This is a genomic window from Leifsonia poae (genome assembly GCF_050632195.1).
GTDB classification, from domain to species: domain Bacteria; phylum Actinomycetota; class Actinomycetes; order Actinomycetales; family Microbacteriaceae; genus Leifsonia; species Leifsonia poae_C.
Genome location: NZ_CP192580.1, coordinates 1,099,935 through 1,123,550, shown reverse-complemented (window position 1 = coordinate 1,123,550; position 23,616 = coordinate 1,099,935). Strand labels below are relative to the sequence as shown.

The window sequence follows — 23,616 nt, the reverse complement described above, 5'->3', positions numbered from 1 at the left end:
AGTGGCACCCGCCCCCCGACGTACTACGGCGGGCACCGCTCTGGCGGTGCTCGCCGTTGCGGGTGCCGGTGCGTTCGCGTGGGGCTCGCTGATCGAGCGCAGGCTCTTCACTCTGCGTCGCGTCAGCGTTCCGGTTCTGCCGCCCGGCTCCGACCCGATCCGGGTCCTGCACCTCTCCGACCTGCACATGGCTCCGTGGCAGCGGGACAAGCAGGAATGGGTCCGTTCGCTCGCCGATCTGAAGCCCGACCTGATCGTCGACACCGGAGACAATCTGGGTCATGAACGCGGACTCGAAGGCATCGAGCGCGCATTCGAGCGATTCCGAGGCATTCCTGGTGTCTTCGCCCACGGTTCGAACGACTACTACGGACCGCAGGCGAAGAATCCGTTCAAGTACTTCACCGGGCCGTCGAAGAAGGGATCGTCCACCGCTCCCCGACTCGACAACGGAGCGCTCAACGCGTACTTCGGCGGACTCGGCTGGCTCGACCTGAACAATGCCGCCGGTGCCGTCGACGTCAAGGGCACCCACCTCGAGTTCTTCGGCGTCAACGACCCGCACATCGGGTTCGACCGGGTGGAGGCCATTCCGGGCGCCCTCGACGAACTGCGCGAGAACGACCCGTACTCCGACGATGCGACATGGCCTGAGGATGCGCCCCGTGCCGATCGCCCGACCGTCACGATCGGCGTCACCCACTCCCCGTATCGCCGCGTCCTCGACGCATTCGTCACCTATGGCGCTGCCATGATCTTCGCCGGGCACACGCACGGCGGCCAGGTCTGCGTCCCGGGCTTCGGCGCACTCGTGACGAACTGCGACATCCCGCGCAAGCAGGTCAAGGGCTTGAGCATCTGGCGTCACGCGTTCCGCTCCGCCTTTCTCAACGTGTCTGCCGGCCTCGGCACCTCGATCTACGCCCCGGTGAGATTCGCTTGTCGGCCTGAGGCCACCCTGGTCACCCTGACCCCTTCATCCTGAGGATGCTCGTGCAGAGGTGGTCAACGGCTCCCTCCAGCCTCGTGTATTCTTATTGAGGCCTTCGGGCCACTCGGGGTGTGGCGCAGCTTGGTAGCGCGCTTCGTTCGGGACGAAGAGGTCGCAGGTTCAAATCCTGTCACCCCGACCACGCAGAGGGCCGGAGCGTTATTGCTCCGGCCCTCTGTCGTATCTGCGCGGCTCACGATCCTTCTCCCCGTCGTTCGGCGCCCCTATGCTGATGCAAAGGGGTCATCATGACGCTGATGCAACGACTCGAGGCTCAAGGAAAGTACCAACGCACCACCGCGCTGTTGTTCGTCGGAGGCGTCGCCGGTCTCGCCGCCATCTGGTTGACCGGTCCGATCGGCATCATCGAGGTCACCAGGGGCAACGCCCTGGGGTGGGTGCTCGTCATTCTCGGCAGCGTCTTCGCTGTCGCGACCGTTGCATGCTTCGTCGCCGCCGCTCGGAGACTGGCCCGTCCTGCACCGGGCAAGCCGAGTGCGGAGTTCGGTGTCGTGCCGCCCTCCCCCAATCCACGCCCCTCCGTCGCCTGGACCGGAACAGGCATGGACCCCCGCGCGTTCGACATGCTCCGCGATCCCGCCCCCGGCGGCAGCGGCGGCAGCCAGCGCTGATCCGCGTGGTTCGCTGCTTGCGCAGAACGAACGGCATATGCGGCACAGCCGAGATCGTGTGCCCGCGACATGTCCCAAAGTTGGACACAAATCAGCGCGCGAACACCGAGTTCATGCGGGCTGGCGGCCTCACCTAATGAGAATGTATTCGTTGTGAATCTGAGTTAGAGCCGTGCCGAAGATCACGAGGTCTGCGCTGAAGTGCAGGAGAATCGCGCTACGGAGGCCGTATCTTCTGCGCGTGTAGAAAGCTGCCATGCCGAATACGCCCGTAGCTAGCACACCCAGAGGGCCGGCTGGGATTCCTGCGTAGTGGGCCAGCCCGAAGGTCAAGGCTTGCGCTGCGTATTGCCAAGACAGCGGAGCCGCTCGGAGTTGTTGTGCCAACGCCCCTCGCCAGACGAGTTCCTCACCGATGGCGTTCGCCGCTGCAAGTCCAGCTATAGCAGGGAACACGACAAAGGGTGGAGGGGTTGGAAATGGAAGCACGATTGGGTTGGCGATCATCCATCCCAGAGCAATAGAGGAAGCGATCGCGCCCGCTAGCAGTCCCGCTACGGATACTCCAGCCAAGATCCCTAGTCGGGGTTTTGTCGTGCAGCTAACCTCTCGGTCGGCTCGGATGCTACGAGCCAGCTCACACCAGCTACGAAGGCCACCGCAATCCATGGGACCGCAAGCAAAACGCCCGTGCTGATTACCGCAATAAGAAGCCGCACGGGGAATCGCCGTTCAAGAATCAGGATGGCCACCCCGATCAGAGCTGTGACGAACGTTGTGCTACTAAATGCGAGGCTGGCAAGGAAGGCGGCGAGCCCGAATTCCGGGAGACGCGCGCTTAGTTGCTTACCTCGTAGGGCGAATGTCTGCGCCGAACGCGTGGGAGAGCGCACCGAATTCACACCGTTCCTTTCGGAGGACCCAGGCGGGCTGGCTCTCGTATACACCCGGCTGTATCAGACCGATGAAACGTCCATTTCGATGGACTTCAGGCCATCCTTGCCCGAGTTGGTCGATCACATGACCCTGTATCGCCGCCGCGACCGCAACGGCCACTTCGGCGGGTGTGCCATCGCCTACATCAGTAATGCTGCCCGCGACCTGGACGGCATAACCCTCAGCAGCGAAACCATCAAGCGTCGCTGCGGCGCCGGCGAAGCCGTCGACGACTTGCCTAGTTCGCAGGTCCCAAACAGTGAACTCGGATGTCTCACTATCGATGGTCGCGATGTCATCGCGCAACGCAACTAGCATCCCTGCCAGAGTCATCATGAATCCTCGATCGAAGGCTGCGAACCAGTCAAGTCTCTCCGGTCCTGGCCGACCGAACCGTGAGGTGCATAGGGTTGTGACTTCGCGTCGATTTTGACGCCGCCGGCGTACACGATCACGTTGTACCAGGTACCGCTGTATTGCTTGTATGGATAGGCGCCCCACTGTAGTGATCGTCCCGGTGCGGACTGCTGAATTGTGAAGTTGCCTATCTGCGAGTCCGCCTTGTACGCGGGCGAGCAGCTCTTGTATCCGCCATGATCCGCCTCGTTATAGGTCGCTACGCAACCCGTCAGCGCAAGCGCTGTGGCAACCACGATCGCGACTGCGCTCGCCCCAAGGCGCCTTGTTGGTGTTCTCAGACTCATTGACCGCTCCAACTCTCGTTAGTACACGGCGTGGACCCGATCCGCTGCGACAAAGGATCGTTGCCGACGACCGAAACAGCATTGATGCCGTTCACCATTAGGAGACGCGGAGCGGGTCAGGTCATAACGCCGACTCCCGACGGCAGCGGTGGCAGCGGCGGCAGTCAGCGCTAATCCGCACGATGAGCTCTGCGGGTCGTCAGTCGTCGAAGACGTTCCAGCAGATGGCGCTCCGCAGGCCCTGATCCTCGAGGACCAGAGCGCGAACGGGAGCGGGCAACTGTGAGCGCTGCCAATCACGCTCGGCGATCCTCGCATGTTCAGCGAGCGCCCCGGGACTTGCCGCCTGCGCGGCACGAATGGCGTACGCCGCCGCGCCGAGATCGTGGGCGGCGACGTGCGCGACCGCGACCGCCTGGCCCGCGGAGAGCGCGGCGAACTTGGCGGGCGGCGTCAGGTCGCGGCCGGCCGCATTCGCGGTGAAAGCGGTGTCGTGCGCGACCGTCATGGGCACCTCACCCCTGATCCAGGCGCGAGCGATATCCAGCGCATGTCGCGGGCGAGGGTCGTCGGGCGCCTCCGCCTCGAAGAGATGGAGCACGTGCTCGGCACACGCCACCGACCATTCGGCCAGCAGGCGATGATCCTCATCCGTCAACGTCCCGCCTCGACGGATGGTGATCAGACGAGGGTCTCGCTCCTTCGGCAGGATCGGCATTCGCCCAGTCTGCTCTAGCTCAGCACCTCGCGCACGACCTCGAGCGACCGGATGCGCCCCTCGATCGTCGCCGCACCCGACGACACCATCAGCTCGTCCACCTGGGTCGAGGCGAGAAGGGACTCGAGACGGGACTTGACCTCATCCGGGGTCCCCACCGCTTGACGCGCGTTACGCGTAGCTATGAACTCCTGCTCGAGCGGGGAGAAGTCGTAGGCCAAAGCCTCCTCGATGCTGACGGGCTGCGGCTTGGCGCCCTGGCGCATCCGAAGGAACGACAGCTGGCCCGGCAGCGACAGCGCCCGCACGCGCTCGTGGTCGTCGTCAGAGATCACGTTGACCGCGATCATCGAGTGCGGCTCGGTGAGGATGTCGCTCGGCTCGAAACGCGACCGGTAGAGGTCGAGCGCTGCCTCCGTGTTCTCACCGGCGAAGTGGTGGGCGAAGGCGAACGGGAGACCGAGCGCGGCCGCGACCTGGGCGCTGTAGCCGCTCGATCCGAGCAGCCAGACCTGGGGCGCATCTCCGAGCCCGGGGACGGCGGTGATCGTGTGCAGCGGGTTCGCGTCGCTCATCCCGCCGTAGAAGAATCCGAACAGGTCGAGGAGTTGCTGCGGAAAGTCGTCGACGCTGAGGCCCTCGGTACTGCGGCGAAGCGCCATCGCGGTCGCGCCGTCCGTACCGGGCGCTCGACCGATCCCGAGGTCGATGCGGTCGCCGTAGAGAGCGCGCAGCGTGCCGAACTGCTCGGCGACGACGAGCGGGGCATGGTTGGGCAGCATCACGCCACCGCTGCCGACCCGGATGCGCGACGTCGCGCCGGCGATTCCGGCGATCAGCACCGCGGGTGCACTGGACGCGATCGCCGGCATTCCGTGGTGCTCGGCCACCCAGAAGCGCTGGTAGCCGAGCTGCTCTGCGGCCTGCGCCAACCGGATGGTGCCGGCCACGGCATCCGCATTGGTGCCATCGTGGGGGCGGTTGGCCAGATCGAGAACGTTGAGGGGGATGCGGGGCTCAGTACTCACCCTCATCCCAACCACCGCGGGTGGCAGATGATTCCACTCAGGATGCGTTTCCGGGCGCCGTCAACGCAGCGACGAGGCGACCCTCCAGGGGTTCGGAAGGGCCGCCTCGACGAGCGGAGTGGCTCGGTGGACCCGGACGAGTGCCGGATGCGCCGGGCCTGGTGCGATCAGGGTGTGGTGCGGCGCCGGCGCGAGCCGGCCAGTGCGGCGAGCACGATCAGACCTGCGACGACCAGCGCACCGCCCAGCCAGGCGATGTACCCGGCGATGTTCGACCCGGTCTTCGCGATCGTGCTGCTGCCCGTCGAGCTGGACGTGGCGGCCGCAGGAGCGTCAGCGGGAAGAACGGTGACGGTCGCTGCAGACGCGGCCTTGCTCGTTGAGCCCGTTCCTGTGATCGTGTACGCGCCGTTCGCATCCTTCGGCACGGTGACGATGAGCACCGCACCGCCGTCGGCCGCTGCGACCTTGGTGGCGTGCGCGCTGCTGGTCGCTGTGCGGTACGAGGCGAGGTTGGCGTTCGCGCCGTTCTCACCGGAGACGGTGTACTGCACAGGCTCGGATCCCTGGAAGGTTCCGGCCGTGCAGGTGAGGGTCGCCGTTCCGCCGGCTGTGACGGTCGTGGGGCTGAGGCTGCACGAGCTGCCCTTGGTGTACGGAACTGCGTTCGCTGCGGCGGGCGCCGCCAGCGCGATGACAACACCGACGAGCAGTGCCGCGAGAACCTTCTTCTTGGCCATTCGGGAGCCTTCCGACAGCCCGGTGCGATACCCCCGGGAGCCTAATGTGATTATTTCTCAGTTTACCGTCGTCGCGCAGTCGAGGGCAATGATCGACGCGCCCGCGGATGCCCCCACATCGGGGGTCGCGCCGGAGAGGGTCGGGGTGACAGCGACCGTCATTCCGGGGGTCTTCTGCTTGACGTCGAGCAGGTCGACGGAGACTGTCTTCGACTCACCCGGTGCGAGATCGACAGTGAAAAGACTGACCGGTCGGGCCCCGTCCGTGCCCGATAGTGCGGGATAGTCGTCGCCGCTGCTGGTGGTGGTGGCGGCGAGCAGCCCACCCGCCGGTCCGTAGACCGCGACCCGCGTGCGGATGGTTCCCGGCGGCACTCCGTATGTGCCCGCGCCGGTCACATAGGCGGGGAGCGCCGTCCCTGCGTCCGCCGGAGCCGTGTTGGTCAGTGTGACCGTGACCTTGCTGCTGGGGATGCCGTCGGCTCGGCAGAACGCGGTTCCTGCCTCGACGTGGGTCTTGAGGTAGTAATCCATCTTGGCGCCGGTCGCATCGTTGAAGTACACGCCGAGCGCAGCCGCGGAGGTCGTCGAGGCCGGCAGGGTGCCAGCGAGCGTCGTGGTGGCGAGCACCTTCTGCTCATCCGGATGCGCGCTCCACACGAGCATCCGTCGCTCCTCGCCCGCACGAGCCAGCGCCTTGACGAGGGCCGTGCCGTCGCCGGAACCCGAGGCGACCTTGGAGAAGACCGCACTGGCCGCCGCCGCGAAGAACCTGTCCTGGTCTTCGGGATTCGACCAGCGCGAGTAGGTCTCGCTGAGCAGGACGGGCACGGCGTTCTTGGACGTCAGTGTGTCCCCCGTCGACACGGAGACCGGACCAGTGGCCTTCAGGAGGTACGACAGGACCACCGGATCGACGGTGACGACTCCATCGACGACGCCGCCGAACTTCGCCTTCCACATCGCGGTCGCTGTCGAAGCGGCGAGGGGAAGTCGGGCGTGAGGTTCACATCCTGGATGAAGCGGCCGACCAGCGGGCCGTAGAGCCCCTGGGTCGCAGCAGGAATCGCGACGACGGGCTCCACGGTCGGCTGGATGCTTGTGCCCGAGGTCTGAGCAGCAAGAGACACTTTGCCGTGGTCGGCGGTCACGAGCGCGAGCGCGCCGACGAGTCCACCGGTCGCACGCAGCTCCGCAGGATTCTGGATGAGCAGGAGGTAGGTGCGTGGTCCGTCGGCTCCGAGCATCCCGGGCAGCAGCTTCGCACTGTTGCCGACCGCCTCGATCGCAGGCGTCGACGTAGCGAGCAGCTGCTTCAGTTGCTCGACGGCCGAGGTCACCGGCCCGATCGTGGCGCTGTCGTCGATACCCCTGACCGCAGCGGAGGCTCCGTCGAACGCCTTCTGAGCGCGCGCCACTGCTGGTTGGGCCTGGATGAGCGGGGCGAGGTTCACGGCGCCGTCGACCGGCTTCAGCCGTGCGGGGTCGACCTGCTTCGCGACTCCGACGAGCGGCTGGATCACGTCGGCCGCAATCGTAGCGGTTGATGATGAAGCCACCCGGACGGCCGTCAGATTCGAGCCGAGCACCGGGAACGTCTCCGCGATCCGCCAGATCGGATCGTCGGTGAGCGCGGCGGCCTCCCGTGCTCGATCGCTCAGTCTGGCCGCGGCCGCCGACGCCTTCTCGACATCCCCGGCGGCAATGGATGAACGGACGATCTTCGCATCCGGCACCGCACTCTCGAGCGCGTTCCTCGCCAGCAGGCCCCGGATGCCCACCCAGGCCCCTGCGATCAACAGCACCAGAACGACGCCCGCGACGCTCCAGCCGACGATCATCCGCGTGCGCCGCCGGGGGTCACGGGACGTGCTCAGCGCGCTCGCGCGCGCCGGGTCGGTGGGTTCGGAAGACGCCATGCGTCTAATCTAACAATTCCTCACTTTTTCGGCTGAGTTTCCTGCACCCGTAAGCGGGGGTCGCCGACTGCGAATCAGCGCCCGAGGCCGGTGTACTGCCACCCGGCCGCACGCCAGCGCGCGGGGTCGAGGCTGTTGCGCCCGTCGACGACTCGCTTGCTCGCGACGAGATCGCCCGCCTCGTCGGGGTCGAGGCTCACGAACTCCGGCCACTCGGTGAGGAGGACGACGATCTCAGCGCCCCGCAAGGCCGACTCGAGGGAGTGTTCGAATTTCAGCTGGGGCGCGCGCAAACGCGAACTCTCGATGGCCTGCGGATCGGTCGCAACGACATCCGCCCCCGCCTCGACGAGACGGATCGCCACCTCGAGGGCCGGCGAATCGCGCACGTCGTCGGAGTGCGGCTTGAAGGCCAGACCTAGCATCGCCACGCGCTTGCCGACGATATCGCCGCCCAACTGCTGCTCGACCAGTTCGACCACACGGGAGCGTCGGCGGAGATTGATCTTGTCGATCTCGTCGAGGAAGGCGATGGCCTCGCCCTTGCCGAGTTCGCGCGCACGAGCGCTGAAGGCACGGATGTCCTTCGGCAGACAACCGCCGCCGAAACCGACGCCGGCGTTGAGAAAGCGACGCCCGATACGCGCGTCGTGGCCGATCGCATCCGCGAGTTTGGTCACATCTGCACCCGTGACCTCGGCGATCTCGGCCATCGCGTTGATGAACGAGATCTTCGTGGCGAGAAAGGCGTTGGCCGAGACCTTCACGAGCTCGGCCGTAGCGTAGTCGGCCACGATGACCGGGGTGCCCGAGGCGACCGCGTTGGCATACACATGGTCCAGGATGCGCGCAGCGCGCTCTCCGGCGTCGCCGTCAGGGACTCCGTAGACGAGCCGGTCCGGGCCGATCGTGTCCTGCACAGCGAAACCTTCGCGGAGGAACTCGGGATTCCAGACGAGGGTCACTCCCGGGGCGGCGACAGCAAGTTCCTCGGCCAGGCGAGCGGCCGTGCCGACGGGCACCGTGCTCTTGCCGACGATCAGGTCGCCGGCCTTCACATGGTCGGCGAGCGAACGGAACGCCGCATCGACGAAGCGAAGATCTGCTGCGTCTCCATCCGCGCTCTGCGGTGTTCCCACGGCGACGAAATGGACGTCGGCGTCAGCGACCGCACTGATGTCGGTCGTGAAGCGAAGGCGTCCACTCGCGACGGACGACGCCAGTATCTCCGGAAGCCCCGGCTCGAAGAACGGCGGCCTTCCCGCACTGAGCATGGCGATCTTCGCCGCGTCGACGTCGATCCCGACGACCTCGTGGCCCAGCTCGGCCATGGCCGCAGCGTGTACGGCGCCGAGATAGCCGCATCCGATGACCGAGATTCTCATGGTCGCACTCCGTAGTCTCGCCGTTTCTGCGGCAATCGTCGGATCAGGTGAAGTCGACGTCGGGCTCGGCCACGTATGCGGCCTCCAGCGGCCAACGGCGGCGGCCGTTGTTCAGCACGCCCTGGCTCTCCTGCAGGTAGCAGGCCCCGCACAGCGACTCGTAGCTCACCGAGGCGCCGTCGATGGCGACTTGGTCGCCGTCGAAGACGAAGATCCCGTCGATTTTGCGGGCGTTGAAGATCGCCTTGCGGCCGCAGCGGCAGATCGTCTTCAGCTCTTCGAGACTGTGCGCGACCTCGAGCAGTCGCCGACTGCCCGGGAAGGCGACGGTCTGGAAATCGGTGCGGATTCCGTATGCCAGCACCGGAATGTTCTCCAGGATGGCGATGCGCAGCAGGTCGTCAACCTGCGCCTCGGTGAGGAACTGGGCCTCATCGACCAGCAGGCAGCTCACATCGACGTCGTAGCGCTTGATCGTGCGCTCGCGGTGCTGCTGGAACTTGCCGAACGCATCCGTCTCGGGTCCGACGAGAAAATCGACCTCGCGCGTGACACCGAGGCGGGACAGGATGCCCATGTCGCCCTTGGTGTCGATCGCCGGCTTGGCCAGCAGAACCCGGTGACCGCGCTCTTCATAGTTATAGGCAGCCTGGAGCATCGCAGTGCTCTTGCCGCTGTTCATCGCGCCATAGCGGAAATACAGTTTTGCCACGCGTCGATCCTACGGGGTGGACCTGATGACATCGTTCAGGGACGGGGCTCTGTTCAAGCGCCCGGGCTCAGGTCAGGTAGCCGTCTTCGGCGGCCCGACGGATGAGGTCCGAGCGCGAACTGGTCGGCCGTCCGACCTTGCCGTACTTCTCGCGCACCCGGCGCAGGTAGGTCTTGGCGGTCTCGTACTGCACGTTCATCTCCCGCGCGACCTCGGACGTCGTCCGCCCGTCGGCGTAGAGGGTCAGAGCCTGGCGTTCGCCGTCGCTGAGGTGCGGCTTCGCCGACTCGGGGATGCTCGGCCGCGGGCGCCACGCCTCGGCGGTCTGCTCTCCGGCCGCCTCTGTCGAGCCGGTCTCGGAGGCGCTTCCGCGTCCCATCGCGGCGAGCGCCGCATCGAGCACCTCGACCATCGGCTGAGTCTTCGTGAGGTAGGCGACGGCGCCAGCCGCGCGTGCCGCATCCCTGTCCTCCTGGGTATCGACGGCGCTCAGCACGATCACCTTCGCGCCAGCCGCTCGGCAGGTTCGCACCCGAGCACCGATGGACACGGATTCGCGCAACTGCAAGTCCATGATCACCAGGTCGGTCGGGAACGCGTCGCTGTGCACAAGTTCGAGCCAGGTGCTTGCGCGCACGACAAGATCGAACTCGGGCGCGTGCTTCTCGATCCAACTGGCGAGGCTGTCGAGCAAAAGCTCGTGGTCGTCGAGCAGGGCCAGACGGATCGGCGCTGCGGGCGGGACGGTCGGGGATGCGGGGGCGGTGGTACTGGTACTCATCGGTTCTCCCCTCCAGGGTACGAGAAACGCACGGACAATCTGTCATTGGAGACCCGCATCGACGCCGCCATTCCCACGGAGCGGAGCACGCTGAGGAACGGCAGCAGCTCGCGACGGAGCCGGCGCCGCCCGTCGGAGGCCCGGCAGGTCAGCTCGAATGCCGGGTATTCAGGGTCCCGTGCCTCGATCAGCACGGACCCGGGGTCGAGTCCCGGAAGTTTGGCGATCGTGCTCAGAAGAGCACCGACCACGGCCCGCTGCTCGCTGGTGAAGTTGCGCTCCAGTCGGTGCGGATCGGTCACCCGCGCTGCCGTCTGCAACGCGGATGCCTCCTCGCCTCGAGCGGCGAGAACCTGTGCCAACGTCTCCCCCAGCCACGTGCGGTTCACCGCGGCGACGGATGCGTCGCGCAAGCCGTCGGCGAGCTCACGAGCTCGGCGCGCATCCTCCTCGGTCACCTCTCCCCGCCGCAGCAGGTCGGCCAGGAAGGGGACGGTGGCCTGGTTGAGCGTGGTGATGCGTTCCTGGTTCACCATCCGGCGCGCGGTCTCGCGCAGCTCGGGCTCGAGTCTCGCCTGACTGGCCTTGGCGACCTCGCGCCAGGCCAGGGTCTCCCCGTCATCGTCCAGGCGTACCCGCATCCTGCGCAGGCCAGCGCGATCACGGGCGTCGCCGCCACGAGGAAGTAGACGATGGGGAGGTTGCCGATCTCCAGGAACCGCGCCTCCAGCGCCGCCGTCGCTCCGAGCACCAAAGCCGAAAGCACCGCGACCGCGATCACTTCGGGGATCGGTCGGTACAGCGCCATCGCCGTGAGGAACATGGCGACGACCACCTGTCCCCAGTCGTCTTGGATGCGGTCGTTGTCCCCCCAGACGGATAGCGAGAACAGTGTTGCCGCGATCACGCTCGTTCCGATGATGGACACGTGCGACCAGAGGCCGAACGGCGCCCGCGCCGGATGAGTGCGGATCATGAACACGACGGATGCCAGCACGAGGGTTCCGAGTGCAAGCCAGGCGAGTACGGGGTCGCGGATCTGATCGAGGTGGTTGATCGTCGAATAGGTGGCATATCCAACGGCGACCACGCTGAGAATCGGCACGAGCAGCCATGCCGACTGCACGCCGAGCGGGTCGAGTCGCTGAGGGGTTCGCTCGAACGGCAGCGACCGCTGCCGCACGATCGGGGTCTCGCCTGTCGCCGTCACGATGACGCCTCGTCTTCGCCGGTGGGCACGATCATCAACACGGTGGTGCCGACATCCGGAATCGAGTACACCGTGACCGTGCCCCCGACCCGTTCGATGCGGTCCTGCACGGACTGTCGCAGTCCGAGGCGGTCGGACGCGGTCGACGACTGCACGAACCCTCGGCCACTGTCGACCACCATCACCGACACCGCATCCGACGATGCGGACACCGCGACTTCGGCGGTCGCACTGCCCGAGTGGCGCAGCACGTTGACGAGGCACTGCCTCGTCGCCAGGCCGATGGCCCGGCGACGGTCGAGGCTCAACTGCGCCAGCGCGTCTCGGTCACCCGAGATATCGACGGACAGCCCCTCATCGCGGGCGAGCTCGATCGCGTTGTGGAGCTCACTGTCGAACCAAGCATCGGTCGTCACGTTCGACAACGGCGCCAACGGCAACGAGAATTCGGCGGGGACCGCCAGGTGCAGGATCAGCGGGAGGACAGCGCCGCCCGCGTCCGTGCCACCGGGTGTCGCGCCGACGGTCTCTCCGGGGCTGAATCCAGGACGCGGTCGGCTCGGCGTCGGCGGCGGATTTGACGGGCCCGGGATGCTCGGCTCCTCGCCATGGGCGGAGTCACTGGGATCCCGCCCGAGCGTACGCAGGTCGGCTTCGAGCCGGTCCCGCAGCTTCGGCGACAACGGTCCGGGTTCGGCGTTGGCTATGGCCACGAGTTCGCTCAGGACGGTGTCGTGGAGGTCGGCGGTCGAGTCTGCGATCAGATCGCGGCGCATCTCGACGAGCCGCGAATCCCGGACCGCACGATGGATCGCCGACTGCGGGCGGCTCCGCCCGGTGCGGGTGAGGCCGTCGAAGGTGAGGATGCCGATGAGCAGCAGGTAGGCGCCGAGCGAGATCGCATCGGTGCGGAACTCACGACCGGCGTTGTGCGCCGCTAAGAAGACGGCGGCCTCCGCGAGCGCGAACCCGAGGGTGCCCCAGAGAACGCCCACCAGTGCACCGGTACCGGTGCCGCCGACCAGGGTCATGGCAACGATCGGAAGGGCCACGACGAACAGGTTCGTGTCGCGATAGCTGACGTTCTCGGTGAGGAGGGTGAGGACGTAGAAGTACGTGCCCAGCGTTCCGACCGCGAGATACGCGATCGTGAGCACCAGCGTTCGTCGGCGCGCCAGCAGGATGAGCAGCGCGATCATCGGCGCGAGCACAAGGACCATCAACCACGCGAGCGGATCGCCCTTGCCCACTCCGGAGACCGCGATGTTGATCACAGCCGCACCGAGGCAGACCAGCGCCGCCCAGCACGCCGCCGCCGCGAGTGCTCGCGAATTGGCGGCGCGAGACAGATGGCTCGGAAGGCCGAGAGACATGTGCACTCCCGTCGGCTCTCGCTGTGGGCATGGTCATGCCCCTCGCGATTATGACACCGATCCGAGCGCGCCTGTACCCCGACTTATGGGCACATGTACCCCGAAACGCAGGGGGGCGAGAGCTCATCAGAAGAGCGTGGGCTGCACCCCCAGCATCGTCACGCCGATCGCCTCGCCGGGCACCTCCTCAGCGGCGAAGGCAGGGCCGGCGAAGGCGGGGCCGGCGACGGCGGACGCCGGGCCGTCGGAAGCCGTGCCGACCCGTGTTGCTGTCGCTGAGCCGGCCGACCCGACGGCGCGGCGTTCGCCGTCGCCGTCGCGGAGCATCCTGAGCGCGGTCGATCGCACTCCCCCGGTGACAGGATCTTCCCGCCCCTGTTCGAGCCCGTGCGCACGGATGAGCGGCTTGATCTTGGCGGCGAGCCACTGCCGGTATCCCTTGGGCGCGTGTGCCCCGCCCCCGTACATGCGCCGGTAGACCGGAAGCAGCTGTGGATGCTCGCGTTCGAGCCAGAGGTAGTACCACTCCTTCACGCCCGGCTTGAGATGAAGCGCGGTGTACAGGACCGACGTCGCGCCGGCCTCCGCCGCCTGTCGCAGCGCTTCGTCGAGGTGCGCCCGGGTATCCGTCAGGTAGGGCAGGATCGGCATCAGGAAAACGGAGCAGTTCAGACCGTGCTCCCGCACCGCCGTCACCGTAGCCAGTCTTGCCTTCGTTGACGGGGTGCCCGGCTCGACCGACTGCTGCAGCTCGTCGTCGTACACGGCGATCGACATCGCGAGATCGACGGGCACGAACCGCGCGGCATCTGCCAACTGGTCGAGATCCCGCCGCAGCAGCGACCCCTTGGTCAGGATGCTGAAGGGCGTGCGCGTATCGGCCAGCGCTTCGATGATGCCGGGCATCAAGGAATACCGTCCCTCTGCGCGCTGATACGGATCGGTGTTGGTGCCGAGCGCTACCGCGTGATGCCCCCAGCTCGGCTTGGTCAGTTCTTTGCGCAGCACCTCGGCTACGTTCACCTTGACGATGATCTCGTTGTCGAAGTCCTTGCCTCCGTCGAGATCGAGATAGGCGTGCGTCGGGCGGGCGAAGCAGTAGACGCAGGCGTGACTGCACCCTCGGTACGGATTGATCGTCCAGCCGAACGGCATCGGCCCGCCCCCGCCCGGGATCTTGTTGAGCGCCGACTTGGCGAGCACCTCGTGAAAGGTGATTCCCGCGAATTCCGGCGTGCGCACCGAGCGCACGAGGTTGTTGAGCCGCGCGAGCCCGGGCAGCGTCGACGGCTCCTCCGTCGTCAGTTCTTGCCCGCTCCATCTCATGTCTTCATTCGAACATACGTTCGAATATTCGTCAAGGCGACGGGCGGTCGTGGGCCGGATGAGCGCACCCATTCCGGCCCACGACGCGCGGCCCACGACGCGCGGCTCGCGCCACGCTGTTCACGCTGTTCACGCCACGAGTCGTCCGTCGGCCATCGCCACGCGTTCGCCCGTCCAGTTCGACCGCAACCAGCGGTCGTGACTTGCCACGACCACCGCGCCGGGGTATCCGCCGAGAGCCTCCTCCAGCTCCGTCGCGAGCGACAGCGAGAGGTGGTTGGTCGGCTCGTCGAGCAGGAACACGTGCGGCGGCTTGGCCAGGATGAGCGCCAGCGCGAGCCGCCGCTGCTGGCCGATCGAGAGCCGACCGACCGGCCGGTCGACGTCCCTCGGCGCGATCAGACCGAGCCCGGTGAGCGGAACGCTCTCCGCGCGCCGTTCCCCGAGCATCTGCTCGTAGATGCGGCGGGGGCTCGACGTCGGATCGGCGAAACGGACGTCCTGTTCGAGCAGCCCGACGCGCAGGCCCTTCCGGCGCGTGATCGAACCGCCGTCGAGCGCCAGCCCGCCGGCGAGCGCCGTGAGCAGCGTCGACTTACCCGCTCCATTGTGACCGGTGATCAGGATGCGCGACTGCGGCTCCACCCGGAACGTCGCGACGTTCATGCGGTCGCCGACTCGCGCATCCGTCGCCTGCAGCAGCAGTCCCGTCTCCTCGCCGAGTGCCTGCGACCCACTCGGGATGCCCGCGAAGCTGAGGATCGCCGGGGGCTTGCGCACCTGGTTCTCCTTCAGTTCCTCGAGGCGGCCCGTCGAGTTCTTGATGCGTCGACTGATCTGACGATCGAGGGTGTTGCCCTTGTACGACTTGGTGAATTTGTCGTTGTCGCGCACCTTTCCCGACCAAGCGATACCGCGCGCGGTCACGTCGACCGCGAACTTCAGCGCCTTGAGCTCGTCCTGCTCATCGGCGAACTGCTTCTCCCAGCGCGCCCGCTCGTCTGCCTTCGCAGTGAGGTATGCGCTGTAGTTTCCGCCGAACACCGTCGTGCCAGAACGCGACGGGTCGAGGTCGAGCAGACCGGTCGCGACCGCGTCGAGAAAGGCGCGGTCGTGACTCGCGAAGACGACCGGTCCCCGCCATGCGACGAGCTGCCGTTCCAGGAAGGAAGCCGCGGCGTCGTCGAGGTGGTTGGTCGGCTCATCGAGGAGCAGCGCATCCGGACGCTCGAGCAGCAGTGCCGCCAGCGCGAACCGGCTGCGCTGGCCACCGGAGACGTCGGAGAGCTTGCGATCGAGCGCGAGATGCCCGACGCCGAGACCGTCGAGCAGTTCGTCGCGGTGCGCGTCCACACTCCAGATGTCGGCACGCTCGGCGGCGTCGAGCGCCTTCTCGTACGCGGCTGCGGCGCTCGGATCGTCTCCCGACAACTCGGCTGCCGAGCGCTCGAGGGTGCGTTCGATCTCGCGCACCTCGGCGAGGGCGCGCTCGATCACCGAACCGACCGTATCCGACGGCTCGGCGCGCACCTCTTGCCAGAGGATGCCCGTGCGCAGGGGTCGCGTCAGTACACCGGAATCCGCCGCTTCAGCACCTGCAAGGATGCGCAGCAGCGTCGACTTTCCGACGCCGTTCTCGCCGATGAGCCCGAGGCGAGCGCCCGGAGCGATGGTGAGTGAGACGTCGGTGAGCACGCGATGATCGCCGTAGCTCTGCGAGATGCCGTCAGCCTTGAGATAGTCGGCGACGGATGCGGTGAGTGGGGATGAGAATGCCTGGGTCAAGAGAACCGCCTTTCGAGCGCTCCGAAGAGCCGGTTCCCGCGCGGGCATGCCCGTCGACAGTCAGCGCCGGAGCACCCGAACCGCTTTGTCGACGGCGTCAACGAGTACACAGAGCCTCGGACGCGGGACGAAAGGGGTTTTCTACTTCATAGCGCTGACGACCATACCAGCCGTCCGGCGCGCCCGCAATCAGCTCAGAGCGAGATCTTGAGGGCCTCCGCCGTCGAGGTGATGACTCTGGTGGCCTCGGCGGGTCGGTCGTTGAGCGTCGTTCCGAGGGTCGGGATGAGCGCCTTCAACGTAGGCTCCCAACCGGCGTACTGATCCGGGAAGCACCGCTGGAGCACGTCGAGCATGATCGGGACGGCGGTCGAAGCGCCCGGGGACGCCCCGAGCAGGCCCGCGATGCTGCCGTCTTCGGACGCGATGACCTCCGTGCCGAACTGCAGCACTCCGCCCTTCTTCGCATCCTTCTTCATCACCTGAACGCGCTGGCCCGCGGTGATCAGCTCCCAGTCCTCGCTCTTGGCGGTGGGCATGAACTCCTGCAGAGCTTTGACCTTCTTGGCCCGGTTGGCGAGCAGTTCGGTGACGAGATACTTGATCAGGTCGAAGTTGTCGCGCGCGACCGCGAGCATCGGGATGAGGTTCTTCGGGCGGATCGAGCCGGGAAGATCCCACCACGTGCCGGTCTTCAGGAACTTGGGGCTGAATCCCGCGTACGGGCCGAACAGCAGGGAGGCCTGACCGTCGACAACACGGGTGTCGAGGTGCGGGACCGACATCGGCGGGGCACCGACGGCAGCCTTGCCGTAAACCTTTGCCTGGTGCTGGGCGACGATCTTCGGGTCGCTCGTGCGGAGGAACTGCCCAGAGATCGGGAAGCCGCCGAATCCGTCGATCTCCGGGATACCCGACTTCTGAAGCAGGTGCAGGGCGCCGCCGCCCGCACCGACGAACACGAAACGGGCGGTGACCTCGTGCGGCGTGTGGCCGACCTGGTGAAGAACCTTGATGCGCCAGAGACCGTCCTTCGTGCGCTTGATCGAACGCACCTTGTGGTTCAGCGCGATGACCGCGCCGCGGCTCTGCATGTTGTCGACGAGCGAGCGGGTCAACGCTCCGAAGTCCACATCCGTGCCAGCGGGTACGCGGGTGGCCGCGACGCGCTGCTTGGGATTGCGCTTCTTGGTGATGAGAGGGGTCCACTCGGCGATCACAGCGGGATCTTCCGTATACTCCATGCCCTCGAACAGCGGCTGGTCTTTGAGCGCTTCGAAGCGCTTGCGGAGGTAGGTCACGTTGTCGCGGCCATGCACGAACGTCATGTGCGGTGCCGTGTTGATGAACGTCGACGGCTCCGGGAGGTCTCCCGCCTCGACCAGGCTCGACCAGAACTGACGGCTCAGCTGGAACTGCTCGTTGATGCTGATCGCCTTGGCCGGGTCGACCGACCCGTCCGGCGCCTCGGGCATGTAGTTGAGTTCGCAGAGGGCGGCGTGACCGGTTCCGGCGTTGTTCCACGGGTTCGAACTCTCCTGGGCGACCTCACCCAGGCTCTCGTACAGACGGATGCTCCAGTCGGGCTGAACGCGCTGGATGAAGGCTCCGAGGGTGGCGCTCATGATGCCGCCGCCGATCAAGACGACGTCGATGGGGGAATTACTCACCAGACAATCCTACGTTCACCGGATGCGCTCGTAGACCGCCACGAATCGACGGCGCGCACGCCCGGCTCAGACGGTGGCGACGGGTGAGGCCAGACGCGCGGCGACCAGTTCGGCGATCTGCACGGCATTCAGGGCTGCACCCTTGCGCAGGTTGTCGTTGCTGATGAAGAGCGCGAGACCGCGACCGTTCGGCACACCCTCGTCTTGACGGATGCGGCCGACGAAGCTCGGGTCCTTGCCTGCGGCCTCGAGCGGCGTGGGGACATCCGTCAGCACGACACCCGGAGCGTCGGCCAGCAGCTCCTCCGCGCGGGCGGGCGAGAGCGGCTTCGAGAACTCGGCGTTGATCGAGAGCGAGTGACCGGTGAACACCGGGACGCGCACGCAGATCGCGCTCACCAGCAGCTCCGGCAGGTCGAGGATCTTGCGGCTCTCGTTGCGGAGCTTCTTCTCCTCGTCGGTCTCGTTGGCGCCGTCTTCGACGATCGAGCCGGCCAGCGGGATGACGTCGAACGCGATCGGGCGCACGTACTTCACCGGGGCGGGCAGCTCCACAGCCGAGCCGTCGTGCACGAGCTGCAGCAGGTTCTCGTCGTTGACCGCGACACGGATCTGGCTTGCGAGCTCCTCGGCACCGGCCAGACCGGATCCCGAGACCGCCTGATATGTGCTCACGATGAGGCGCTCGAGGCCGGCCTCCTCGTGCAGCACCTTCAGCACGGGCATGGCGGCCATCGTGGTGCAGTTGGGGTTCGCGATGATGCCCTTGCGTGCATCCTGGATCGCCTCGGGGTTCACCTCGCTCACGACCAGCGGAACGTCCGGGTCCATGCGCCAGCCGCTCGAGTTGTCGATGACGATCGCGCCAGCCTCGGCGAAGCGAGGCGCCTGCGCCTTGGAGCCGGTTGCTCCGGCCGAGAACAGGGCAATGTCGATGCCGGCGACATCGGCCGTCGCGGCGTCTTCGACGACGATCTGCTCGCCCTTGAACGGCAGCGTCGTGCCGGCGGAACGGGCGGACGCGAAGAAACGGATGCGGCCGACCGGGAAGTCGCGCTCCTCGAGCAGGCGGCGCATCACGCTGCCGACCTGGCCGGTGGCGCCGACGACGGCGACGGTCAGTCCTGTGGTGTCGGTCACGATGGTGCCCTTCAGATCAGTGGTCTTGCAGATTCGAACGATGGAGACGCCGCGAGGATTCCCACCGCGGCGGTTTTCACCAGCTCAGCGGCCGGTGCCGGCGTAGACGATGGCCTGGGTGTCGCCGTCGAGCCCGAACGCGGAGTGGACGACGCGGGCTGCCTCGTTCACACTGTCGGCGCGGGTGACGACCGAGATGCGGATCTCGCTGGTGGAGATCATCTCGATGTTGATGCCCGCCTCGTACAGCGCGGAGAAGAGCTTGGCGGAGACGCCGGTGTTGGTGCGCATCCCGGCGCCGACCAGTGCGAGCTTGCCGATCTGGTCGTCGTACTGCAGGGTCTGGAAGCCGGCCTCGGCCTGATCGGCCTTGAGAGCGGTGAGCACGCGCTGGCCCTCCGACTTGGGCAGGGTGAACGAGATGTCGGTGAGACCGGTGGATGCGGCCGACACGTTCTGAACGATCATGTCGACATTCGCTTCGGTCTTGGCGACGATCTTGAAGATCTGCGCGGCCTTGCCCGGAACATCCGGAACACCGACGACGGTGATCTTGGCTTCGCTCAGGTCGGTGGCGATCCCGGCGATGATGGGCTCTTCCACGTGCTCTCCCTTGGTTTTCGCGGCTTCGACCGCAGCTTCATTGAGAACGAGCGTGCCCTCGTTGTTGTTGAACGACGAGCGCACGTGCAGTGTGACGTTGTGTCGACGGGCATATTCCACCGCGCGGATATACAGGACCTTCGCGCCCGCGGCGGCGAGTTCGAGCATCTCCTCGCTGGTGATGCGGTCTATCTTGCGGGCGCTCGGAACCACCCGCGGGTCGGAGGTGAACACTCCGTCGACGTCTGTGTAGATCTCGCAAACCTCGGCGCCGAGGGCGGCCGCGAGGGCGACGGCGGTCGTGTCGGAGCCGCCACGGCCGAGCGTGGTGATGTCTTTGGTATCGCGGTTGAAACCCTGGAAGCCGGCGACGATCGCGATCGCCCCTTCGTCGAGGGCGTCGCGGATGCGGCCGGGCGTGACGTCGACGATGCGCGCGGCGCCGTGCTGCGCATCCGTGATCATGCCGGCTTGGCTGCCCGTGAACGAGCGGGCGTCGTAGCCCATGCTGCGGATGGCCATCGCCAACAGTGCCATCGAGATGCGCTCGCCCGCGGTCAACAGCATGTCGAGTTCGCGCGGGGCGGGGATGGGCGTGACGTCGTGCGCGAGGTCGAGCAGCTCATCCGTCGTGTCGCCCATGGCGGAAACGGCCACCACGACCTCGTTGCCGCCCTTGCGGGTTTCGACGATCCGCTTCGCCACACGCTTGATGCTCTCAGCGTTGGCGACGGACGATCCGCCAAACTTTTGCACGATAAGGGCCACGGACACTCCTGGGATTGGTGGCTGTCAAAGCCGGAAATCCCATTCTAGCCAGCGGGGCGTGCCCCTCCTGGAATATGACGGAGCGGGGCGTTCGCAATGTCGGAGGGTTCGGGCGACGCGCCGACGATTGTTCCGTAATGACGGAGACTCCCAGCCTCGTGGGCCGTTTTCTCCGGATTTGCGAACGGGCTGAGAGGTGGTGAGGGGCCGCGGGGTCAGGTGACGAGGCGGCGGCCCTCGAAGGCGCGGCCGAGGGTGACCTCGTCGGCGTACTCGAGGTCGCCACCGACGGGGAGGCCTGAGGCGAGCCGGGTGACGCGGATCTCCATCGTGGTCAGCAGGCGACTCAGGTAGGTGGCCGTCGCCTCGCCCTCGAGGTTGGGATCGGTGGCGATGATGACCTCTTGCACGGTGCCGTCGGCGAGGCGCTGCATGAGCTGACGGATGCTGAGGTCGTCGGGGCCGACGCCGTCGATCGGACTGATCGCCCCGCCGAGCACATGGTAGAGGCCGCGGAACTCGCGGGTGCGCTCGATGGCGACCACGTCTTTCGCCTCCTCGACCACGCAGATCAGGGCCGGATTGCGGCGCGGGTCACGGCAGATCGAGCACGTCTCCTGCTCCGAGACGTTGCCGCAGATCTCACAGAAGCGCACCTTGTCACGCACCTCGAGCAGCACCTCGGCCAGGCGGGTGACGTCAAAGGTCTTGGTCTGCAGGATATGGAACGCGATCCGCTGCGCCGACTTCGGTCCGATACCGGGAAGCCGGCCCAGTTCGTCGATGAGTTCCTGGACGATGCCCTCGTACACGAGCTACCTCGATCCGGCAGGCGGCGCGGCCTGCTCTTCGATGAAGGTGGCGCCGAGGATCTCGCGCACGACCGCCTCGCCGTACCGCTGAGGCTCCTGGAAAGTGGGGGTTCGGGCACCGGATGCGGGAGCCGCCGATGCCGCCTGGCGCGCGGGAGCAGCCTCCCGGGCCGGTGCGCGCGTGGCCGCCGGCGCACTGGTGACTGCCGGAGCGCCGCCCCCTGCCGTCTCGGTGGGTGCCGCTGCCCAGTCGCCCGCGGGCTCGTCGGGGAGAGGCGGCTCGAAGGGAGGTTCGGTCTCCTCCGGCGGGGCCATGTCGTCGTAGGGCGGCTCCGGCTCGCGCTCGAGTGTTCCCACACCCGAGCGGGTCGGGCTCGCCGACGCGACGGCAACGGGTGAAGCTGTAGGGGCCGCGGCGAGGCCGGTCGGTGCCGAGGCGTCGATAGGGGCTCCGGATGCGCCCGCTCCCGGAATCGCGACGGTCGCCCACTCTGTGGTCGAGGCCGAGGTGACCGGGGGCTTCGTCGAAGAAGACGACGCCGAAGACGGCGCGGAGGAAGCCGAAACGGAAGACGACGCTTGAGACGACGCGGCAGGCGGCGTCGACCGAGCGGCCGAGGGTGCAGGTGGCGTCGGAGTCGAGGCGGGAACCGGCGAGGACCCTGCGGGCGCGGTCGGCGACGCCGGCGGAACGGCACCCCCGGCAGAACCCGACGAGGCGCCGTCGGCCCGGGCGATGTACTTGACCCGGATGCCGAGGACGTCGACGATCGCCTGGCGAAGGTACTCGCTCACGCCGAGCGCTCCGCCGGACTCCTGCTGCTTGAAGTTCGCCACGTCGTTGTCGCTCGGGAACGAAAGGGTGAGGACATCGCCGTTGAGGGAGCGCACCTGGGCGGTGAAGACGACCATCCAGGCGCTGCGCTTGGCCTTCTGCACGGCGTCGAGAATCTGTGGCCAGGCATCCTTCACTTGCTGCGTGGTGACCGGTCCGACCGGCGCTGCAGCCGCTGCGGGCTCTGCGGGGGCCGAAGCCGGAGCGGCTGCGGCGGGTTTCTCCGAAGAGACCGGAGCATCTACCGTGGGAGCCTTCGCGGGTGTCGCCGCAGCAATTCGAGGAGCCTCGGCCGGACGCGGAGCAGTGACCGGTGTGGCACCCGGCACAGCAGCGGGCGCTGCATCCGCCACGGCCCCGTCGCTCACACCGACCCGGCGCTCCAGCCGCTCGACGCGGGCGAGCGCGCCGCGCTCGGTCTCGTCACTCGACGGCACGAGCACGCGCGCGATCATCAGTTCGAGGTGAAGCCGCGGAGAGGTGGCGCCCGTCATCTCGGTGAGCGCGGCGTTGACGATGTCGGCCGACCGGGAGAGCTCGGCCGCGCCGAACTTCATGGCCTGAACGCTCATCCGATCGAGCTCGTCTTGAGGCATTCCGCGGAGGACCGCAGCTGCTCCCTCGGCGCTCGTCGCCGCGACGACGATGAGGTCGCGAAGGCGCTCGAGCAGGTCTTCGACGAAGCGGCGTGGGTCTTGGCCGGTCTGCACGACGCGATCGACGGCGTTGAACGCGCCCGCCGCATCCCGAGCCGCGATGGCGTCGATGACCTCGTCGAGGAGGGCAGCGTGCGTGTAGCCGAGAAGGGCGACGGCGCGCTCGTAGTCGACGGAGTTGTTGTCTGAGCCGGCCATGAGCTGGTCGAGCAGGGACAGTGTGTCGCGCGGCGATCCCCCGCCGGCTCGGACAACGAGCGGCAGTACACCGGGAGCAACGGAGACGCCCTCGGTGTCGCAGAGCGTCTGCACGTATTCAAGCATCTGCGCCGGCGGCACCAGGCGGAACGGGTAGTGGTGGGTGCGCGAGCGGATCGTGCCGATGACCTTCTCGGGCTCGGTGGTCGCGAAGATGAACTTCACGTGCTCCGGCGGCTCTTCGACGATCTTGAGCAGGGCGTTGAAGCCCTGCGGCGTGACCATGTGCGCCTCGTCGAGGATGAAGATCTTGTAACGGTCGCGCGCCGGGGCGAAAATGGCCCGCTCGCGGATGTCGCGCGCGTCGTCGACGCCGTTATGGCTGGCCGCGTCGATCTCCACGACATCGAGCGAACCGCTGCCGTCGCGACTGAGCTCGATGCAGCTCGAGCACTTTCCACAGGGAGTGTCTGTCGGGCCCTCTGCACAGTTGAGGCAGCGGGCCAGGATGCGGGCCGACGTGGTCTTTCCACAGCCGCGCGGGCCGCTGAAAAGATAGGCGTGGTTCACCCGGTTGGTACGGAGCGCGGTCATGAGCGGCTCGGTCACCTGCGACTGCCCGATCATCTCGGCGAAGGTGTCTGGCCGATAGCGGCGATACAGTGCGGTAACCACCCCCTCATGCTACTTCCCG

General features: G+C 67.0%; 21 protein-coding genes, 1 tRNA gene and 1 pseudogene. 4 read left to right on the top strand and 19 right to left on the bottom strand.

What is annotated here, in order from left to right; genetic code table 11:
• The first annotated feature begins 1 nt into the window (after window position 1).
• The 3 genes from ACQ86A_RS05750 (at window position 2) to ACQ86A_RS05740 (ending at window position 1,623) form a co-directional block, all read left to right on the top strand.
• The gene (locus ACQ86A_RS05750) at window positions 2–985 is read left to right on the top strand and encodes a metallophosphoesterase (RefSeq protein WP_431279635.1); all 984 of its coding nucleotides are present in this window, start codon (window positions 2–4) and stop codon (window positions 983–985) included.
• A gap of 71 nt (window positions 986–1,056) precedes the next feature.
• Window positions 1,057–1,133, top strand: a tRNA-Pro gene (locus ACQ86A_RS05745).
• A gap of 106 nt (window positions 1,134–1,239) precedes the next feature.
• Window positions 1,240–1,623 (top strand): hypothetical protein, encoded by a 384-nt coding sequence (locus ACQ86A_RS05740; RefSeq protein WP_431279634.1) that lies wholly within the window; start codon window positions 1,240–1,242, stop codon window positions 1,621–1,623.
• Window positions 1,624–1,752: 129 nt separating this feature from the next.
• On the opposite strand, the gene ACQ86A_RS05735 is transcribed toward ACQ86A_RS05740, so the two are convergent.
• Window positions 1,753–2,130 (bottom strand): CPBP family intramembrane glutamic endopeptidase, encoded by a 378-nt coding sequence (locus tag ACQ86A_RS05735; RefSeq protein ID WP_431279633.1) that lies wholly within the window; start codon window positions 2,128–2,130, stop codon window positions 1,753–1,755.
• Window positions 2,131–2,502: 372 nt separating this feature from the next.
• Here ACQ86A_RS05735 and ACQ86A_RS05730 point away from each other — a divergent pair, with 372 nt between their 5' ends.
• Window positions 2,503–2,874, top strand: a complete 372-nt coding sequence (locus tag ACQ86A_RS05730; protein WP_431279632.1) for a hypothetical protein — start codon at window positions 2,503–2,505, stop codon at window positions 2,872–2,874.
• A 17-nt stretch (window positions 2,875–2,891) separates the two neighbouring features.
• Here ACQ86A_RS05730 and ACQ86A_RS05725 read toward each other — a convergent pair whose 3' ends face one another.
• The 18 genes and pseudogenes from ACQ86A_RS05725 to ACQ86A_RS05640 form a co-directional block, all read right to left on the bottom strand.
• Window positions 2,892–3,263, bottom strand: a complete 372-nt coding sequence (locus ACQ86A_RS05725; RefSeq protein ID WP_431279631.1) for a hypothetical protein — start codon at window positions 3,261–3,263, stop codon at window positions 2,892–2,894.
• Window positions 3,264–3,462: 199 nt separating this feature from the next.
• On the bottom strand, window positions 3,463–3,981 hold the full coding sequence (locus ACQ86A_RS05720; protein WP_431279630.1) for a putative immunity protein: 519 nt from the start codon (window positions 3,979–3,981) through the stop codon (window positions 3,463–3,465).
• A gap of 14 nt (window positions 3,982–3,995) precedes the next feature.
• A complete protein-coding gene (locus ACQ86A_RS05715; RefSeq protein ID WP_431279629.1) occupies window positions 3,996–5,009 on the bottom strand; it encodes an LLM class flavin-dependent oxidoreductase in 1,014 nt (337 codons plus the stop codon).
• A gap of 167 nt (window positions 5,010–5,176) precedes the next feature.
• Window positions 5,177–5,749: a hypothetical protein gene (locus ACQ86A_RS05710; protein ID WP_431279628.1), complete on the bottom strand. Its 573-nt coding sequence runs from the start codon at window positions 5,747–5,749 to the stop codon at window positions 5,177–5,179.
• A 57-nt stretch (window positions 5,750–5,806) separates the two neighbouring features.
• A pseudogene (locus ACQ86A_RS05705) lies at window positions 5,807–6,996 on the bottom strand (DUF4012 domain-containing protein).
• Window positions 6,997–7,742: 746 nt separating this feature from the next.
• Window positions 7,743–9,053, bottom strand: a complete 1,311-nt coding sequence (locus ACQ86A_RS05700) for a UDP-glucose dehydrogenase family protein (RefSeq protein ID WP_431279627.1) — start codon at window positions 9,051–9,053, stop codon at window positions 7,743–7,745.
• 43 nt (window positions 9,054–9,096) lie between these two features.
• On the bottom strand, window positions 9,097–9,765 hold the full coding sequence (locus ACQ86A_RS05695) for a thymidine kinase (protein ID WP_431279626.1): 669 nt from the start codon (window positions 9,763–9,765) through the stop codon (window positions 9,097–9,099).
• 67 nt (window positions 9,766–9,832) lie between these two features.
• Window positions 9,833–10,546: a response regulator transcription factor gene (locus ACQ86A_RS05690; RefSeq protein ID WP_431279625.1), complete on the bottom strand. Its 714-nt coding sequence runs from the start codon at window positions 10,544–10,546 to the stop codon at window positions 9,833–9,835.
• Entirely contained in the window at window positions 10,543–11,082 is a 540-nt protein-coding gene (locus ACQ86A_RS05685; protein ID WP_431279624.1) for a hypothetical protein, read from the bottom strand. The genes ACQ86A_RS05690 and ACQ86A_RS05685 overlap by 4 nt, the downstream gene beginning before the upstream one ends.
• Window positions 11,076–11,756 (bottom strand): hypothetical protein, encoded by a 681-nt coding sequence (locus ACQ86A_RS05680; RefSeq protein WP_431279623.1) that lies wholly within the window; start codon window positions 11,754–11,756, stop codon window positions 11,076–11,078. Before ACQ86A_RS05680 ends, ACQ86A_RS05685 begins: the two co-directional genes overlap by 7 nt.
• Window positions 11,753–13,129, bottom strand: coding sequence for a sensor histidine kinase (locus tag ACQ86A_RS05675; RefSeq protein ID WP_431279622.1), 1,377 nt, complete (start codon window positions 13,127–13,129; stop codon window positions 11,753–11,755). The genes ACQ86A_RS05680 and ACQ86A_RS05675 overlap by 4 nt, the downstream gene beginning before the upstream one ends.
• 126 nt (window positions 13,130–13,255) lie before the next feature.
• Window positions 13,256–14,455: an Rv2578c family radical SAM protein gene (locus ACQ86A_RS05670; protein WP_431279621.1), complete on the bottom strand. Its 1,200-nt coding sequence runs from the start codon at window positions 14,453–14,455 to the stop codon at window positions 13,256–13,258.
• A 129-nt stretch (window positions 14,456–14,584) separates the two neighbouring features.
• Window positions 14,585–16,240, bottom strand: coding sequence for an ABC-F family ATP-binding cassette domain-containing protein (locus ACQ86A_RS05665; RefSeq protein ID WP_431279620.1), 1,656 nt, complete (start codon window positions 16,238–16,240; stop codon window positions 14,585–14,587).
• Between the two features lie 194 nt (window positions 16,241–16,434).
• Entirely contained in the window at window positions 16,435–17,910 is a 1,476-nt protein-coding gene (locus ACQ86A_RS05660; RefSeq protein WP_431279619.1) for a malate:quinone oxidoreductase, read from the bottom strand.
• A gap of 66 nt (window positions 17,911–17,976) precedes the next feature.
• Window positions 17,977–18,987, bottom strand: a complete 1,011-nt coding sequence (locus ACQ86A_RS05655) for an aspartate-semialdehyde dehydrogenase (protein ID WP_431280378.1) — start codon at window positions 18,985–18,987, stop codon at window positions 17,977–17,979.
• A 147-nt stretch (window positions 18,988–19,134) separates the two neighbouring features.
• Window positions 19,135–20,421 carry an aspartate kinase gene (locus ACQ86A_RS05650; protein ID WP_431279618.1) on the bottom strand — a complete coding sequence of 429 codons (1,287 nt, stop codon included), beginning with the start codon at window positions 20,419–20,421 and terminating at the stop codon, window positions 19,135–19,137.
• Between the two features lie 215 nt (window positions 20,422–20,636).
• Entirely contained in the window at window positions 20,637–21,233 is a 597-nt protein-coding gene (gene recR / locus ACQ86A_RS05645) for a recombination mediator RecR (protein WP_431279617.1), read from the bottom strand.
• A gap of 3 nt (window positions 21,234–21,236) precedes the next feature.
• Window positions 21,237–23,597 carry a DNA polymerase III subunit gamma and tau gene (locus ACQ86A_RS05640; protein ID WP_431279616.1) on the bottom strand — a complete coding sequence of 787 codons (2,361 nt, stop codon included), beginning with the start codon at window positions 23,595–23,597 and terminating at the stop codon, window positions 21,237–21,239.
• Between the last annotated feature and the right edge of the window lie 19 nt (window positions 23,598–23,616).